General features: G+C 35.7%; 17 protein-coding genes and 1 tRNA gene. 14 read left to right on the top strand and 4 right to left on the bottom strand.

The genetic code is table 11. From position 1 onward, the window contains the following. The first annotated feature begins 21 nt into the window (after positions 1-21). From JM83_RS17135 to JM83_RS17160, 6 genes are all read left to right on the top strand, one after another. Entirely contained in the window at positions 22-228 is a 207-nt protein-coding gene (locus tag JM83_RS17135) for a DUF2892 domain-containing protein (RefSeq protein WP_144963311.1), read from the top strand. 327 nt (positions 229-555) lie between these two features. Beyond that, positions 556-804, top strand: coding sequence for a hypothetical protein (locus JM83_RS17140; protein WP_144963312.1), 249 nt, complete (start codon positions 556-558; stop codon positions 802-804). A gap of 76 nt (positions 805-880) precedes the next feature. Continuing rightward, positions 881-1,048 carry a hypothetical protein gene (locus JM83_RS19320; protein WP_222430241.1) on the top strand — a complete coding sequence of 56 codons (168 nt, stop codon included), beginning with the start codon at positions 881-883 and terminating at the stop codon, positions 1,046-1,048. A gap of 497 nt (positions 1,049-1,545) precedes the next feature. Continuing rightward, positions 1,546-2,106, top strand: coding sequence for a Pycsar system effector family protein (locus JM83_RS17150; protein ID WP_144963313.1), 561 nt, complete (start codon positions 1,546-1,548; stop codon positions 2,104-2,106). A gap of 63 nt (positions 2,107-2,169) precedes the next feature. Further along, positions 2,170-2,505, top strand: a complete 336-nt coding sequence (locus tag JM83_RS17155) for a hypothetical protein (RefSeq protein WP_144963314.1) — start codon at positions 2,170-2,172, stop codon at positions 2,503-2,505. A 460-nt stretch (positions 2,506-2,965) separates the two neighbouring features. Next, positions 2,966-3,442: a hypothetical protein gene (locus tag JM83_RS17160; protein WP_144963315.1), complete on the top strand. Its 477-nt coding sequence runs from the start codon at positions 2,966-2,968 to the stop codon at positions 3,440-3,442. 61 nt (positions 3,443-3,503) lie between these two features. On the opposite strand, the gene JM83_RS17165 is transcribed toward JM83_RS17160, so the two are convergent. Then, entirely contained in the window at positions 3,504-4,223 is a 720-nt protein-coding gene (locus tag JM83_RS17165) for a sulfite exporter TauE/SafE family protein (RefSeq protein WP_144963316.1), read from the bottom strand. A 122-nt stretch (positions 4,224-4,345) separates the two neighbouring features. Between JM83_RS17165 and JM83_RS17170 the strand changes: the two genes are divergently transcribed. From JM83_RS17170 to JM83_RS17195, 6 genes are all read left to right on the top strand, one after another. Next, positions 4,346-4,759 carry an Lrp/AsnC family transcriptional regulator gene (locus JM83_RS17170; RefSeq protein ID WP_144963317.1) on the top strand — a complete coding sequence of 138 codons (414 nt, stop codon included), beginning with the start codon at positions 4,346-4,348 and terminating at the stop codon, positions 4,757-4,759. Between the two features lie 176 nt (positions 4,760-4,935). Continuing rightward, positions 4,936-5,190, top strand: a complete 255-nt coding sequence (locus JM83_RS17175; RefSeq protein ID WP_144963318.1) for a hypothetical protein — start codon at positions 4,936-4,938, stop codon at positions 5,188-5,190. 124 nt (positions 5,191-5,314) lie between these two features. Next, positions 5,315-5,388, top strand: a tRNA-Arg gene (locus JM83_RS17180). Between the two features lie 311 nt (positions 5,389-5,699). Then, a complete protein-coding gene (locus tag JM83_RS17185) occupies positions 5,700-7,565 on the top strand; it encodes a flavohemoglobin expression-modulating QEGLA motif protein (protein ID WP_144963319.1) in 1,866 nt (621 codons plus the stop codon). After that, positions 7,562-8,611 (top strand): glutathione synthetase, encoded by a 1,050-nt coding sequence (locus JM83_RS17190; RefSeq protein ID WP_144963320.1) that lies wholly within the window; start codon positions 7,562-7,564, stop codon positions 8,609-8,611. Before JM83_RS17185 ends, JM83_RS17190 begins: the two co-directional genes overlap by 4 nt. Before the next feature lie 14 nt (positions 8,612-8,625). Continuing rightward, complete coding sequence (locus JM83_RS17195; RefSeq protein WP_144963321.1) at positions 8,626-9,525, top strand: succinylglutamate desuccinylase/aspartoacylase family protein; 900 nt, start codon at positions 8,626-8,628, stop codon at positions 9,523-9,525. A 218-nt stretch (positions 9,526-9,743) separates the two neighbouring features. Here JM83_RS17195 and JM83_RS17200 read toward each other — a convergent pair whose 3' ends face one another. Next, positions 9,744-10,907, bottom strand: coding sequence for a lactonase family protein (locus tag JM83_RS17200; RefSeq protein WP_144963322.1), 1,164 nt, complete (start codon positions 10,905-10,907; stop codon positions 9,744-9,746). Between the two features lie 48 nt (positions 10,908-10,955). Further along, positions 10,956-12,038 carry a magnesium/cobalt transporter CorA gene (corA, locus tag JM83_RS17205; protein WP_144963323.1) on the bottom strand — a complete coding sequence of 361 codons (1,083 nt, stop codon included), beginning with the start codon at positions 12,036-12,038 and terminating at the stop codon, positions 10,956-10,958. A gap of 119 nt (positions 12,039-12,157) precedes the next feature. Between corA and recQ the strand changes: the two genes are divergently transcribed. After that, positions 12,158-14,269 carry a DNA helicase RecQ gene (gene recQ, locus JM83_RS17210; protein WP_144963324.1) on the top strand — a complete coding sequence of 704 codons (2,112 nt, stop codon included), beginning with the start codon at positions 12,158-12,160 and terminating at the stop codon, positions 14,267-14,269. 152 nt (positions 14,270-14,421) lie between these two features. Here recQ and JM83_RS17215 read toward each other — a convergent pair whose 3' ends face one another. Continuing rightward, positions 14,422-15,228 carry a tRNA pseudouridine synthase A gene (locus tag JM83_RS17215; RefSeq protein ID WP_144963325.1) on the bottom strand — a complete coding sequence of 269 codons (807 nt, stop codon included), beginning with the start codon at positions 15,226-15,228 and terminating at the stop codon, positions 14,422-14,424. 254 nt (positions 15,229-15,482) lie between these two features. Here JM83_RS17215 and JM83_RS17220 point away from each other — a divergent pair, with 254 nt between their 5' ends. Continuing rightward, the gene (locus JM83_RS17220; RefSeq protein ID WP_144963326.1) at positions 15,483-16,277 is read left to right on the top strand and encodes a hypothetical protein; all 795 of its coding nucleotides are present in this window, start codon (positions 15,483-15,485) and stop codon (positions 16,275-16,277) included. Positions 16,278-16,282 lie beyond the last annotated feature (5 nt).

Consider the following 16,282-nt stretch of genomic DNA (forward strand, 5'->3'; position numbering starts at 1 on the left):
TAACATTAAAATTTTATAATTATGATCAATAGATATATAAGGGCAATTGCCGGAACTTTCATTTTAATTAGTCTCATTTTGGCTGTTTATGTAAATATTAACTGGCTATGGTTCACGGCCTTTGTAGGTGCAAACCTTTTACAATCATCGCTTACCAGATGGTGTTTAATGGAAAAAATACTCAAAAAACTAGGTATCAAGGATGAAGGGGATAGCTGCTGTACCTAACTGGTTTATTTTAAGAATCCTGTTCCTCAAAATATTGAGAATAGGGTTCTTATCTAAGAAATTTTCGCTCTAATTGACGGATACATGTGACAAAAAGCATATTGAAAACAAGCCCTTGGTGGTTATATTATCCCGTAAAAAATGTATTTTTCATTATTGTTTCTTTAATAATGTTTACCAAGCCTATGTGGCCAGTGGTAGATTATGCTATAAATTATAAAACTGTCCTTTTCTGAAAATTCTCACGAATATTTAGGAGGAGCATTCTATTTAAACTATCAAAACCATATTAAATGAAAGCATTTATAAGTAGGTTTCCTTCAAGACGTGCATCTTGTTATTGCTTTCAAAAGAGCTTTCCCTTTTGGTGGAGAACTGAATTTTTCCGACGAAAAATTCTATGTGAATACCGATGTGATTTATCGAAAAGTCGATAATTACAAGGCTGGTGGCAATAAGGAAATGAAATTTTCACAATTTGCGAAATATAATTTATCCATCAATTCTGGTTATAAAGTGGCTGCTGAAAAATCCATTTCTGCTACCTTAATATCCGATAAGGTTGGGAAACTATAGATAATCCACAACCAAAAGTGGTTATTGCTGGGAGCGGAATGGTTGCCGGCGAAAGGGCATAACCTATTTAAAACAGATGATACACAAGGCCAATACTACGGTTATATTGGTAGGCCATCAAGCTGAAGGAACTCATGGAAGACATCTTCTGGAAGGCGCGCACGAACTAAAATTCTTCGGAAAATATTATCCTGTAAAAGCAGGTATTCATCATATAGAAAGTTTCTCGGCGCATGCAGATTAGCAAGGCCTTTTAAATTGGACAAGCAAAACTAAAAATATCCCTGAGGAAACATTTTTGATACATGGAGGACCCACGGGGCAAGGCGCTTTTCGCTTAAATTTAAAGGAAACCTATAATTGGAATATCAGTATTTCCAAAGCTTAATAGTATAAGGGAGGTTCTAATTTTAAATTTTTTAGGTATCCATAATATGAGGAATATATCATACAAAGTCCCACATTTGATAGTTCGAAAAGTCAGGAGTGACAAGGGGTACAAGATTTAAAATGCGATCCAACATCCCAACCTATAAAAGCACCCTTATGCAAATGGGGACCTTTTTTGTTTTTAATTACTTCTATAATCAACATTAGGTAACCACAGCATTAATCATATAATATACAGTCTACAAAACACAGATAATCTAAAATATAATTTCGTCATACCTTCATTTTAATTAACTTTACCGTGTACTCCCCACAAAACTTACTCCCCCAAACATTAATAATACATAATTTATGGAGCAAACAGAACCATTGATTCAGGAGCCAAGAATAAAGAATAGGCACACCGACGATTTAATAGATCATTATTGGGGCAGTATTAATTATGTAACGAGCCTTATTAAAGCTTCCGAATTAAAGGCTGGTCTTATTCTGACCTTTTATGGGATCTTATTAAATTTTATTTATCAAAGTTGGGGCGTGCTTATACTGGAGGTTTCCAACGATTTGTTATTTTATATTCTTGTTGGTTTTTGGTTTTGCTGTACAGCCGCCTCTATTTTTTATAGCGTGAGATGTTTTATGCCAAAAATAGAAGGAAATTACGATAAGAATATTTTCTTTTTTGGAGATGTGATCTCTAAGTTTGGAAATATCAAGCAGTTCGCTAAAACATTTTATACAGTGAGCCTTGATGAGGATCAGCTTTTTGAACAATTAGGAGAACAAATTTATATTATATCAAAAATTGCTGCCTGGAAATTCAGAAATGTAAAAAGAGCCATCCTATTGTTGGCATTAGGACTTTTCTTGTTGCTCGTGGTTGCAGTATATTATATCCTTGTAACCATATGATTAAGGCTTAAAGACAGGAATATCAGCGGCTAATTTAAAACACAGCTAACTAAATTAATTACAATGAAAAATGAATTAAAACACTGGTCTAAAGAGGAATTAAAGATCTATATCCTATTAATGTGTGCCAAGGCAGATTCCATTGAATCTATTGAAGAAATCGATCTTATAAAATCCAAGATCGATACAGGATCTTTTGAGAGGATATATAAAGAATTTTGTTGTGATGATGAAGACCATTGTCTGGAAAAAATTCAATTTGCCATAGCAAAACACGAATATTCAAATAGAGAGCTCGAAAGCATCAAAAAAGAAATACATGAAGTCTTCCTATCCGATAAAAATTTCAATATGAAAGAACGCAATTTGGATAGATTGCTTGATAGCATGCTTTATTAAACAGCCTGGGTACAGGCATAGGAGGTATTTATTGGAAGAAGAGTTTTTCAATTAATACCTAGGGTTTCAAGCTTTTCTCTTTGCACAATACAAGCAACGGGGAACAATCCCTCCGAGATTTAAAAACGGCTCTTATTTAGATTGTACAAGGAAATTAATATGGAAGAAAAATTCAAACTCTTAATTTTCGCTTTTAGATGGTTTTCATTTCGATACATGGAATTTAAGTGAAATCATTCTTGCGATCAGGAATTATCCTATTCAGCAAAATGGAATTTTATCTTAGGCAATATTAAAACATTAAAAAGAACGTTATATGTTTTGCAATACTATTAGAATCAATAATTTATATAATTTAACAGCCATTATTCTTAGTAAAACTAAAATAAATCCTTCTCACTTGGTAGAAAAGACTTAACTTGAATACTTATTTTCATGCGACATTTTATTTGGAAAACCCATGCGGAAATTTAATTTTAAAATCCTAATTATTGTTGCTCTTAGTGCATTTGCCATGAGTTGTAATAAAACTGCTACTGTAAAAACATTGCCGGACCCTGTTATTGAGAAAACTGTTAAAAAAAGTGAGTTAGAGAAAGAAATAGACATAAAGAGATCCTATTGCTTTAGAAATGAAACCCGGTTCAAGGAAAATTCCGAAGATGTTGACATTCTCGAATTAAAATTGGATGTTATTGGGAACTCGGTATCAGGAATTTATAATTGGTTGCCCAAATTTAAGGATCGAAGGGAAGGAACAATAACTGGACTAATTGAAGATGACATAATCCAGGGAAAATACAAATTCACTCAAGAAGGAAAAACAGCCACCGTTCCTATAGTAATTCAATTAAACGAAGATTCCGTTATTATTTCAGAAGACGCAAATGGCATTGGAATTGGTGGCACAATCAATAGAACCAACTGCTCACTCTAAACCCTCACCGCGGGTTTAATTATTCGAGGCTTGCCCCGAGGTTCTTGATTTGCAGAAAAATTTAATTTATAACAAGTACAATTCCAGAAAAGAAGAGCAATACCAATAATACTTTTTTAAAGTAGAATTCATTTATTTTTGAGTACACCAATTTCCCCATGTACTGCGCCAAAAGAAATACCGGGAAGATAATCAAAGCTACTTTCCAATGAGCCAAGGTTAAAATTCCACTCACACTTAGCATGGGAATTCGCACTAAGGTAATCAAGCCCATAATCCCTATCATCGTGGCTCGAAAGGTTTTAACATCCATCGCCATATTCTTTACAGATATTACATATAAGGGCCCACCAGTAGAAAACACTCCTGAAAAAAAACCTCCTAGAACCCCTAAGCTCATAACCAATTTTCTCCCTGCTTGAAAATCGGCTTTTATTAAAGAAACATACATAACATATAGGATTATAAAGATGCCCAAGGCTTTCTTGAGAAGGATAGGATTGGTGAAAGCAAGAACTAAAATTCCTATTACAACTCCCGTTATAGTTGGAATTGCCAGTCTAGATAAAATAGAGAAGTCTATGTTTTTCCATTCCTTGTTTATAAGGAAAAAACTTGAAAAAATATAGAATATGGAAATATAGGCAATAGCATCTGGAAGGGCAGCACTAAGCAATAATATGGGGAGGGCAATTAAAGAGCCCGCAAAACCTATAACAGTTTGTACAAAAAAGCCAAAAAAAATAGCTATTGCAACAATAAGATAGAGACCTATTTCCATAACAACCACATAATTTAAAACAAAATTACGTGGTCAACTATCAATTAAGAAACTTAAAAATTGGTATAACTAATATAATACCAATTAATAAATGTATTTTTAATCAATAAAGCATTTATTCCATGTTAGACATTATAGACCAAAAAATAATAGCGGTATTGCAACTAAATTCCAGGGCATCGTTTGTTGAAATTGGAAAACAAATTCCCCTTTCAGCTTCTTCTGTAAGGGAGCGTATTCAAAAATTGGAAGAGTTAGAAATCATAATGGGCTACAGTTTAAAATTGGATCATGCTAAAATGGGATATGGCTTACAGGTCTTTATTATGATAAAATTATTTAGTGGGAAATTAAAAAGTTTCATGGAAGCTATAGATTCTTTTCCCGAGATCAAAAGGGCTTCAAGAATAACTGGTTCCCATAATATACATATGAAGGTAGTTTTAAAAGATCAATTACATCTTCAACAATTTATAGACAAGCTTATAAATTATGGGGAACCCACTACACATTTAATACTTTCAGAGTTAAAATAGTCTTTATTTTTGCCTTTTATCGATTAATCATTTCCCTTCATAGAACAGCCAAGTTTTTCTTGTGAATTTCTGTTTTTAAATTCTACTTTTACGATCCCACATACTACTTACCATAATCTTAACTGCTTCTAAATGCAGGTATTGGCATAATTTAATTTTTGATTAGAATTGAAGTTATGAATACTATTTTAGAACCAGCAGTTACTACAAATCAACTTGCATACATAACTGCAGTTAAAGTGCATGTAGATGAGCTATATGAAAGCCAAGAAATCTTTGGGCTATCACTGGAAACTTTGGAACTTACCAGAAGATTTTATAATTTATACACCCCCATGGAAAAAGTAGAAGAAGTGGCTCCTTTTGCATTAAACCAACTATTAGCTATTACTCAACACCTGGAACGGAACCTTGTTCAGGAATCCAGGTAAGTTTTATTTTTCAGTCTTAAGCTGAATTTTAAGCAGTTAGCAATAGCTGCTTTTTTATTTTCTATTTTTGCTCAAAAAAACCTTGTTATAAATATAAAGTACATTATATTTGCACCGCGAAATCGGTCGCGTAGCTCAGCTGGATAGAGCACCTGCCTTCTAAGCAGGCGGTCCCAGGTTCGAATCCTGGCGCGATCACTTCCAAATAAGAAGCCCTTGTAAAACAAGGGTTTTTTTTATTTTAGACCAATTTTATTTCCTGTATAAAAATCTCCATTAGATCGATGCTTTTATTGCGACACCTAGAAAGCCAACTTAAGCCTTGAAATATCCCCAATTTTAAGTTGGAAGAAATAGTCACTCTCTTAAATAAATGTCAAAGTATGCCTATTAACCTAATAAGCTTCGATTAATTTCTAAATTTAAGCATCTAATTTTTATCATATTCCGTGTAAACCCTTATAAATAAAAGGTTTTTGAATATTTCATCAATTAAAATATTCTAATTTATGGTTTCAGACTTAACCGAAATATCAGAATTATCAGAAAAATCGATTAAGCTAATATTAACAATAGTTGAAAACGAAATTGAAATTAATGCCACGCTCCCGGGAGGAGGCGTTTTGCATATAGAGAAAGAACTTCCCTATTTAATTATTTATAGAAAGGTCCCAAATGATCCAGAAACTTATAGAATGGTCATTAGTGAGTCTTCGTATTTAATAATTGGCAACGAAGATTTTAATGGCTATCAAAAATTGTTATTGGAGCTATCCAATTTGTTATCCACAAAATTCAAGTCTTATTTATTATTAGAGCTCTACGCCGGAGTACAAAAGAGTTCAAGTTTTGTTTTGAAAGGACCAGAAAAAAAACTGCCCACTACCCTTAAAGTGCTAAAAGAAGAATTAGATGCCATAAACACACTTTTTTCTGGACTTTATTTAAAAACTGAAATTAAAGATACTCCTCATAGACAGGCAGCGGGACAAAAAGAGCTTTTAAGTATTGAAGAAGCCAAACAATCTGGAGCGTTGTTATTGGGTATGGAAATCCCGCCAATCTATCGGGATGAAACTTTTAAAACCTATCCTGTCTTCTTCAGGAATTTTAGGGATTTTATCAATAGGGCGATGCATACAGCAATTTTCGATTATATCCGGGTGCAAACATCATGTGGAGTAGCTAGTATTAATGTACTTGGCAGAAAATATTTAAAAGATAAAGTGTTCGAGATCGATAAAAAACTTGCAGAAATAGAAACCTCCTATCAATTTTTATGGCTGGTTTCCCCTGTAAACATTAATGAAATCAAGAAAACATTTCTTGAAAGTAAGTACGAGAAACTATTGGATTATCATTACCGATTGCTCCCGATAGATCCCGATGTACTTAAACGGAAACTGTACAATCTTAAGATCGAGGATATAGACGATCCAGCAATGTCTTATCTCTTTAGGGAAAAAAGAGAAGAACTAGATCAGCAAATTAACATGTTGAGCGAGCGTGGCACCAAGAATTTCTTATATGACAGTTTGAGGCTATACCAAGGAATAGATCCTCACTTATGCAGCGAGGCAAAACAAATTCTTGAAGAAATACCAGAGGAGGTAGAAAATACTATCCCCAATACATTATTGGATAGTAAAGCATTTAGCAGTCTTGCAAGAAAGGAATTTGATTTTTTTAGAAATCAGGATGAAAATTTTAAATGCAAGGTACACATCCGCAAGGATGTGAACATCATGATGGTCTCTCAAGGGGAACTCTATATTCCAGAAGATTATAAATTAAGTGAGGTCGATGCCAAAGGACTTATTCAGCATGAAGTTGGAACCCATGTGCTCACCTATCATAACGGTTTGCAACAGCCTTTAAAACAATTAAGTATTGGACTCGCAGATTATGATCCATTGCAAGAAGGTCTGGCTGTAATGTCAGAATATCTTGTAAATGCACTTACTCCAAACCGGTTTAGAACACTTGCAGGAAGGGTAATTGCAGGAGAAGCTGTTAAAGAAGGAGCGGGTTTTCAGGAAATTTTTAGGTTGTTAACGGCTACTTATAATTTTTCCCCGGAAAGAGCTTTTAACATCACTTCCAGGATTATGCAGGGCGGTGGTTTTTTAAAAGATATTATTTACTTAAAAGGATTGGTGGACCTTAGAAAATATCTCCAGGAAGGTGGAGATTATGAACCTTTGCTAACTGGAAAGTTCGCTTTAAAGCATACTCAAATTATAGCAGAGTTAACAGAACGAAATGTACTTAAAAAAGGAGCATTACGTCCAAGTTACCTATTAAATGAAGAATCAACTAAAAGAATCAAATTAATCAGGGATGGGTTACCCATCTCACAAATGATAACCAAATGAAAATATGTTTTGTAGTAAATGGTATAGATACAGAAACTTGTGGCACCACAGTTTATATTATGTTTGAAGCTTTAAAAAGAAAGCATGAAGTGCATATGATGGGGGTTGGGGATTTTAACTTTAAACATGATGAAACCATAAGCATCAATAGTGTGTCCATATCCAAAAATGGAGATCCAAAGACCCCGGAAGAATATTTGGAATTGTTGCAAAGTGATAAGGCTAAAAAGAAGACGATTTTGGCAAACGATCTGGATGTGCTGTTTATAAGGAACAATCCTACGGAAGAAGGTGGTTCCAGACAATGGGCAGAACAAGCGGGAGTTGCTTTTGGAAGAATGATCCAGCAAGAAGGCGTGTTGGTTTTAAATGATGCCTATGCCCTATCCAATGCATTTATTGATAAACTTTATTTTGAAGAGCTTCCCAGCAGTATTAAACCAGCTTCAATAATTACCAGAAAAAAGGAAGATATTATAAACTTTTTTGAAACTCATAAAAAGAAAATGGTTTTAAAGCCTTTGGAAGGTTCTGGAGGCCGGGATGTGTATTTGATAGATAAAAACGAAAAAAACTTAAATCAGATTATAGAAAACATCACCCAGCAGGGTTACGTGATCGCTCAAGAATTTCTTCCCGCAGTTAAGGATGGTGATGTCCGTGTTTTGCTCATGAACGGTCGGGTAATGGAAAAAGATGGGACTTACGGTATAATTCGTCGGGTTGCCGGCGAAGGGGAATTTAGAAGCAATTTTTCTCAAGGAGCCTCTGCAGATAGCAGTCCACTTACTGATGCTATGAAAAAGATCATAGATATCACCGCTCCAAAACTAATTAGGGATGGTTTGTTTTTTGTTGGCTTGGATATAGTAAAAGATAAATTAATCGAGATCAATGTATTAAGCCCGGGAGGTTTGGACCATTTTAAAGATATAGGTTTGCCAGATTTTAGTGACGTAATCGTAAAATCTATCGAGAAAAAAGTGGAGTATAAAAGATTATATGGTAATTCGATTTCCAACAGGGAATTAGCGACCATGGCATAATTAAATTTTGAAATATGGAAAATAGTTCCAGAATAATAGGAAAATATTCAAGCGAAAAAAAAGGCCCACTATTATTTATAACTGCCGGGGTTCATGGAAATGAACCTTCCGGGGTCGAGGCCTTAAAAAGGGTATTTAAAGCCTTGGATCATTCCAAACCTACCATAAACGGGTGTATAGTTGGAGTCCTTGGAAATGAAGCTGCTCTAGCGAAAAATGTGCGATATATAGATGAAGACCTAAATAGAACCTGGACAGAAGTAAATATCAGTGAACAAAAACAAGAAACAAATGAGCAGAAGGAAATGTTCGAAATCATCGAGATTTTGGAACAATTTCCAGAATCCGATTTTTCCAAACGCTATTTTATGGATTGTCATACAACCTCTTCAGATAGTTTGCCCTATGTTTCTGTGCAATTAGTAAATGACAATAATGAATGGGCACATAATTTCCCTACCTATATTGTCCAGGGATTTAGCGACATAGTTTATGGGGCGATAGATCATTATTTTAGTCGAATCGGCTTAACTGGTTTTACTTTTGAAGCCGGACAACATACCAGTAAAACGTCTGTGGAAAACCATGAAGGAATAATTTGGCTGGCCCTTAAAGAGGCTTGTAATTTGGACCTTTCGCAAATACCCGAATATCCCTTATGTGTAGAAAAATTTTCAGTTAAAAATGCACCAGATCAAAAAACCTTTAAAATTATTTATAGACACGGACTTCAAGAAAATGATGCCTTCGAAATGAAATCTGGATTCAAAAATTTTCAGAAAATTTATGAAGGGGATCTATTGGCCATACAAAATGGCAAAGAAATAAAGAGTGAATGGGATGCACGAATCTTTATGCCGCTTTACCAATCCCAAGGAAATGATGGCTTTTTTGTAATTGAGGAAGTAAAGTGAAAATGGTTTCATCTAAAAAAAACAATGCTTATCCGTTTACACACCTAAAAATTGGTTTTGCCTCCCTGAGCGGAGTCGAAGGGTTAAACAAAGACGTCTCGACTGCGCTCGACGTGACATTTTTAGTTCCATTACGACTTTTAGGCATATTAGCGGATATACAAAAAAAACATAAAGACTAGTAATTTCAGTACCCTGAAAAGCAATAAGATTTTTAATCAATTTAAAAATTCAATACACACCGGGGTCTTGATTGCCAGACTTTTTCCTGTTTGGGTTAATTTACCAGTTTCGGAATCAATTTTGAAACTTACTAAATTGTTGGAATCCTGATTGGCTACATATAAAAAAGCTCCATCGGGAGAGATGGCGAAATTTCTTGGAGTAGCCCCTTGGGTATCGGTAAATCCAATATTCTCCAAGCTACCAATTTTTTGGTCTATTTGAAAAGTTCCAATACTATTATGCCCCCTGTTAGATACATATAGAAATTTACCCGAGGGATGTACATGTATATCTGCTGCTGAATTTTCTCCTGCAAAGTCTTCGGGTAAGGAAGAAATATCTTCCAGATGGGTTAGCTTTCCGTTTTTCCCTATTTTAAATGTACTTATACTTCCGTTTAGCTCATTGATGGTGTAGGCGTGATCATTCGTATTGGAAAATGCGAAGTGTCTTGGTCCAGATCCTTCAGCAAGTTGAATAAAAGAGGTTTCGTTTGGTTTTAATGAGCTTGAATCGGGATCCAAATCAAAGATCCAAATACGATCATTACCAAGATCTGTGATATAAGCAAATTTATTGTTTGATGATATATTCACCGAATGTGGATTGGATTTTTTAGGATTTTCAAGAATGATCTTCTGCAGCTTTTTTAGACTTCCATCAGCATTTTTTTTGTACATCACCACTACGCCCCCTACATAATTGGCAACAAATACAAAGCGGCCAGTTTGATCTTCAGCAATATAACAAGGTGCAAAACTTTCTGTAGAAATACTTCCTGTTTCCTCCAGGCTGTGATCTTTATTAATTTTATAAGAATAGACTAACCCCGCCGTTCCATCGTCCGGGCCAAGCTCACTTACCGCATAAAGATATTTGTTGTCACCAGAGGTTTTTACAAAGGAAGGATTAACCACCCTGGCCACGGTTTTACCCATCTCCAAAGCGCCAGTTTTTGGATTTTGATAAACAGAATAAATACCCTCTGCCTGACCATTTACGTGGCCTTCTTTTTTAGTATATGTGCCTATATAAATTGGATTCAATGTGGAGGCGGTAGAAATAGCAACTTCAGCTTTTTGCTTGTCTTTTGATTCATTCTTACAGGAGCACACACAAAATAGAATACATAAACTGTTTAAAAAATTTCTTTTCATTTTAAAGGGGTCTTTTATAATTAAGTTGATGAGATAAATTTAGAAAGCCTACAACCATTTCTTCCTTTTAAAATATAGGATCATCCCCAGAAAAACCAAGATCATAAGGCCCCAAAGCACGAAATAGCTGTATTTCCATCGTAACTCCGGCATATACTCGAAATTCATTCCGTAGATACCAGCCATAAAAGTCAAGGGAATAAAGATAGAAGCCATAATTGTCAATACTTTCATCACTTCGTTCATTTTATTGCTAAGGGTCGTCATATACATGTCCATCAAACCCCAGGTCATTTCCCTATAGATCTCAATGTTCTCTGAAACCTGAATAATATGATCGTATAGATCCCGAATATAATTCAGCGTTTTATCCTGAATAAGCGTGGTATCCATTTTCTCCAGCCTACTTATTACTTCCCTTAATGGAAATACTGCCCTACGAATACGAAGAACGGTTCTTTTTAATTCCTGAATTTCAAAGGTAATGTCATCACTTGGTTGGGTGGTGAACAATTGCTCCTCCAAGGCCTCTATTCTATCACTTATTTCTTCTATAACAATAAAATAGTTATCTATGATCGCATCTAAAAGTGCAAACACCAGATAATCTGGCCCATTATTTCTTAAACGCCCTTTCGGGTTTTTAAGCCGTTCCCGAACTCCATTAAATACATCCCCATCTGCTTCTTGAAATGTAAGCACATAATCTTGTCCAATTACAATACTGATATGCTCATGCTCCAAAATGCCATTTTCCTTATGGTACAGCATTTTTGCAACTAAAAACAAGTAATCCTGATACTCATCTATTTTTGGCCGCTGGTTGGTGTTAACGATATCTTCAATAATCAATGGATGTAGTTTATAATACTTCCCCAGCTTTTCAATTTCGGCAGTATTACTTAGACCATCTACATCTATCCACGTGATATTCTCCTTATTTTCAAATTTAAAAGCAGGCGCTACATTATCGAAAATAAACCGCTCGTAGTTTACTTTATTATAATCTGTAACCTCCAATTTAATTTCTGCAGACTCCTTTCTTCCTACATAAGCAACGGTTCCCGGGGCTTTATTAAGGGCATTGGTGGATTTTGGTCTGCGCTGTAGGTGCCTGTGTCGTTTAGCCATAAATTGAATGTTTGCATAAAAATAGCAAAGTTTTTTATTTATTGGGGCACCGCCACTTTTTGGACCAAGTTTTAGGCTCCGTCTTCGGAATATTTAAACCTATCTCCTATTTTTGCTGAATGGAAGAAAAGCAACTTTTTGGTACATTAAAAGAATATTTTGGGTTCGACAGCTTTCGTCCCCTTCAAAAAAAAATTATAGATGCCGTTTTTCAAGGGAAGGATAATGTGGTGATCATGCCCACAGGGGGCGGGAAATCTATTTGTTATCAGTTGCCGGGCATCCTCTTGCCAAATATCACCCTTGTAATCTCTCCCTTGATCGCTTTAATGAAAGATCAGGTAGATGGTCTTAAAGTGAACGGAATTCCCGCAGCTTACCTAAATAGCAGTCAGTCTGAAACAGAACAGGAGGATATTATTGCCAGCGTTGAAAAAAACGAACTAAAATTATTGTACGTTGCTCCAGAAAGTTTGCAATTTGTAGATCGGTTTCTAACTGATGGAAAGGTGAGTCTGATCGCCATAGATGAAGCACACTGCATCTCTAGTTGGGGGCACGACTTTAGGCCTGCTTATACCCAACTTGGATATTTAAAAAAGCGCTTCCCCTCTACTCCTGTTATTGCCTTGACCGCCACCGCAGATAAAGCAACAAGAAAGGATATTTGCCAACAGTTGAATATCCCAAATGCAAAAATACATGTAGCCTCTTTTGATAGAAAAAATCTTTCGCTGGAAGTGCGCCCAGGAACGAAACGGCTGGAACAGATCCTTCATTTTACCGAAGGGCGAAAAAATGAAAGTGGGATAATTTATTGTTTGAGTCGAAAAAATACCAGAGACGTTGCCGCTAAATTAAAAGCGAATGGCATAAAAGCCGAAGCCTATCATGCAGGTCTAAACCATTTAGAACGAAGTAGGATTCAGGAGGATTTTATTAATGACATCCAACAAGTTATTTGCGCCACCATTGCCTTTGGGATGGGGATCGATAAATCGAATATCCGCTGGGTGATCCATTATAATATGCCTAAAAACCTAGAGGGCTATTATCAGGAAATCGGTCGTGCTGGGCGGGACGGACTGCCGTCTGAAACCATGCTTTTTCATAGCTATGCAGATGTGATCCAGCTTCAAAAATTTGCAGCAAACGCCAAAAATGAAGCTGTACAAATGGCCAAGTTGGACAGAATGAAGCAATATTCTGAAGCGCTCACCTGTAGAAGAAAAATTTTGCTGAGCTATTTTGGGGAACTAAAAAAGGAAGATTGTGGCAATTGTGATATTTGTAGGAACCCTCCACAATTCATGGATGGGACGCTCATAGCGCAAAAGGCCCTTTCCTGCATTTACCGCCTAAAAGGAAAGGAACCTATAACTGTTTTAATAGATGTGCTTAGAGGCGCGCAAAATGAGGCAGTATTAGGAAAAGGATACCAAGAGTTAACAACCTACGGAATTGGTAAGGATATTTCCTGGAGGGATTGGCAACTTTATATCATTCAGCTTATCAACCTTGGGTACGTGGAGATTGCTTTTCATCTTCATAATCATCTTCAGTTAACCCCGATGGCCAAAGATATTTTGTTCAAGGGCGCAAAATTGGAGTTGGCAAAAAACCTGGATCAAAAAGAAATTCAGGAAGAAAGAGCCAAAGCAATAAAAACCAAGGATGAGAGCCTTTTTGAAAAGCTTCGTCAATTACGATTAGGTATCGCTAAAGAAGAAGGAATTCCAGCCTATCTTATTTTTAATGATGCCACCTTAAAGGAAATGGAAAAAGAACGCCCAATGACCGATGAGGATTTTATCCAGATAAATGGAGTTGGGAGAAAGAAAATGGAGGATTATGGGTATCAATTCATTAAAGAAATCATCGCCTTTACCAAGGAGAAACAATTTAAGAAAAGGCCTAAATCCAAATCTGGCAATACACATCAAGAAACACTGCAACTTTACAATAATGGACTTAGTGTGGAAGAGATTGCGGCTTCCAGAAAATTGGCGCCTTCCACCATTAACTCTCATCTGGTAAAACTTTTTGAGGAAGGAGAAAATATAGACCTTGGACAATTAATCTCCAAAGCCGATGTGGAGGCAGTAAGAAAAGCCAAAATTGAAATTGAAGAACCCAAAGGTTTAAAAACCTATTATGAATATTTCGATGAAGCATTGGACTATTGGACAATTAAATTTGCCCTCTCTATACTGGAAAAAGAAGAGGAGTAATCCTTTATAAAAATTAGCTGGAGTATACTCCAGCTTTATTTTGGAGTCCTCCCCGCAGGGGGAGGATTTAGGAGGGGATGGGAATGTAAATTATATTACCTCATCCCAATCCTAGTACTTCCCATGGGAAGGCAGCAAGTATTTTCTCATTATCAACGTTTCTCTAAACTAGAGCCTAAAAATTCAATTTTGTGAAGGATTAAGCCAGATGCAGGTGCAATATAGGTCATTTGATTATCCACATCTGCTTTCAAACTCTCCTTGATATCCTCTAAGCTCAACGCTCCTTTTCCAAGTTGAACAAGCGTTCCCATCATCAGCCTGATCTGGTACCTTAAAAATCCGCTTCCCTTAACTATAAGGACGTAGCTTTTCTTCGGAAAAAAATTGGCGGTGTACAAAGTATTTTCGTGTATTTCTGAAAATTGCACTTCCCGCTCATATAAACTTTTCCCGGAGGAGCGAACACAGAAATTTTGAAAGTGATGCAAGCCTTCAAATAGCTTTGCCCCTTCTTGCATTAATCCTATGTCCAAGCTCTCTTGTAAATTGGTCATGAGCGGCGCACAAAAAGGATGGTTTTTTTCCCCAAAGGAAAATAAATAATGATATTCCTTTTGTTTGGAATCTTGAATAATATTGAATTTCCCATCGACCTCTTGAATTTCCAAAGCTTTAATATCTGGAGGTAAATTCTTGTTGAACAATTTTAGAAATTCAGAATAGTCATCAAGAGGTTCCTCTTCCAAGAACAACTCAAAAGCCGACTCATTGGCCGATACCAATGCATCTGTTCGGCTAGAACCTAGAACTTTAAACCTACGATCCAGGAGGATAAATTTAAAAGTTTTCTTAATTAAACCTTCTACAGTTTTAAAGCCTGGCTGCCGTTGCCAACCATGCAACCGAAATCCCAGGTACTGAACTTTTATAAGGTAATAAAATCGTTTTGGCTGCAAGGCTATACTTTTGTTGCGAAGATAGAGAAATATGGATTTTAAATTCCTCTTATTTAGAGATGCATTTAACCTCTAAGTTTGAACAATCTATTGACTCTAAATTTTCAAATACGTTATAATTGTCTTTGGGTTAAAAATAAAACCTTAATTTTAACAAAAATTATCGTGTTATTTTTGGTTTAAGCCCCCTAAACCAAAAAATCATTTAATGCGATTAATATAACCAATTGTTATATAACCTACTAGTTTTGCCTATGAAGACCCCTACCCTGCGGCTCCAAATTGGAGTTGTTCAAATATTCACTATTATCCATCAATTCTTTTCGACCTACAAACTCTTAACATTTTTGGCTTTTACTTTACTCCTTTATAGTAATTGTTTCTCACAGGAAGAAGTTCCAAAACACAAAAATGCTGGTTTTATAGATCTGAACGGCTATTATGATACGCGCGCCTTTAGCGTTCTTACTATTAACCTGTTCGCAGCACTGCCCCATCGATTGCACTATTTTTCATTAACAAATTACACGAACAATCAAGATTCTCCAGATCTTGAAGGCTTTTATGCTGAACATAACCTACGTTGGGGAATCAATAAAAAGCTCCCTTTAGACCTTACCTATCAATATATATTGCGACAAGGAGAGCAAAATGATGATCATAGATTTGGTTTAAGATGGCGTTTGCATAACACCCCTTATTTAAATGAACTATTTTCAAAAATCAATATGACATATAGTGTGAACCCCATGTTTATTCAATTTAGAAGTAAAACTGAAGTGGAGTATATGACGATTATAGAACATGCATACAAAATTAGGGTGTTCCCCGAACAATTAAATAATAGGGTTTATATTGCGGGGTTTGCCGACCAGAATTTCACATATTTGAATAATGATAAATTACAGTTTGATTGGGTTACAGAACATCAATTAGGAATTCGGTTAATTGAAGAATTATATGCTGTGGCCGAGTATAGAATTAACACCTTTTTGCCTGCGGAAAATTACGGGCTAGGTTATGGTTTAGAATATAAAATAATCTTTTAATAATT

This window comes from Gillisia sp. Hel_I_86 (assembly GCF_007827275.1).
Lineage (GTDB): Bacteria > Bacteroidota > Bacteroidia > Flavobacteriales > Flavobacteriaceae > Gillisia.

Coding starts and splice junctions, on each gene's coding strand:
- JM83_RS17150 (WP_144963313.1), top strand. CDS start 1,546: ATGGAGCAAACAGAACCATTGATTCAGGAGCCAAGAATAAAGAATAGG.
- JM83_RS17165 (WP_144963316.1), bottom strand. CDS start 4,223: ATGGAAATAGGTCTCTATCTTATTGTTGCAATAGCTATTTTTTTTGGC.
- JM83_RS17155 (WP_144963314.1), top strand. CDS start 2,170: ATGAAAAATGAATTAAAACACTGGTCTAAAGAGGAATTAAAGATCTAT.
- corA (WP_144963323.1), bottom strand. CDS start 12,038: ATGGCTAAACGACACAGGCACCTACAGCGCAGACCAAAATCCACCAAT.
- JM83_RS17170 (WP_144963317.1), top strand. CDS start 4,346: ATGTTAGACATTATAGACCAAAAAATAATAGCGGTATTGCAACTAAAT.
- JM83_RS17135 (WP_144963311.1), top strand. CDS start 22: ATGATCAATAGATATATAAGGGCAATTGCCGGAACTTTCATTTTAATT.
- JM83_RS17220 (WP_144963326.1), top strand. CDS start 15,483: ATGAAGACCCCTACCCTGCGGCTCCAAATTGGAGTTGTTCAAATATTC.
- recQ (WP_144963324.1), top strand. CDS start 12,158: ATGGAAGAAAAGCAACTTTTTGGTACATTAAAAGAATATTTTGGGTTC.
- JM83_RS17175 (WP_144963318.1), top strand. CDS start 4,936: ATGAATACTATTTTAGAACCAGCAGTTACTACAAATCAACTTGCATAC.
- JM83_RS19320 (WP_222430241.1), top strand. CDS start 881: ATGATACACAAGGCCAATACTACGGTTATATTGGTAGGCCATCAAGCT.
- JM83_RS17160 (WP_144963315.1), top strand. CDS start 2,966: ATGCGGAAATTTAATTTTAAAATCCTAATTATTGTTGCTCTTAGTGCA.
- JM83_RS17200 (WP_144963322.1), bottom strand. CDS start 10,907: ATGAAAAGAAATTTTTTAAACAGTTTATGTATTCTATTTTGTGTGTGC.
- JM83_RS17185 (WP_144963319.1), top strand. CDS start 5,700: ATGGTTTCAGACTTAACCGAAATATCAGAATTATCAGAAAAATCGATT.
- JM83_RS17195 (WP_144963321.1), top strand. CDS start 8,626: ATGGAAAATAGTTCCAGAATAATAGGAAAATATTCAAGCGAAAAAAAA.
- JM83_RS17190 (WP_144963320.1), top strand. CDS start 7,562: ATGAAAATATGTTTTGTAGTAAATGGTATAGATACAGAAACTTGTGGC.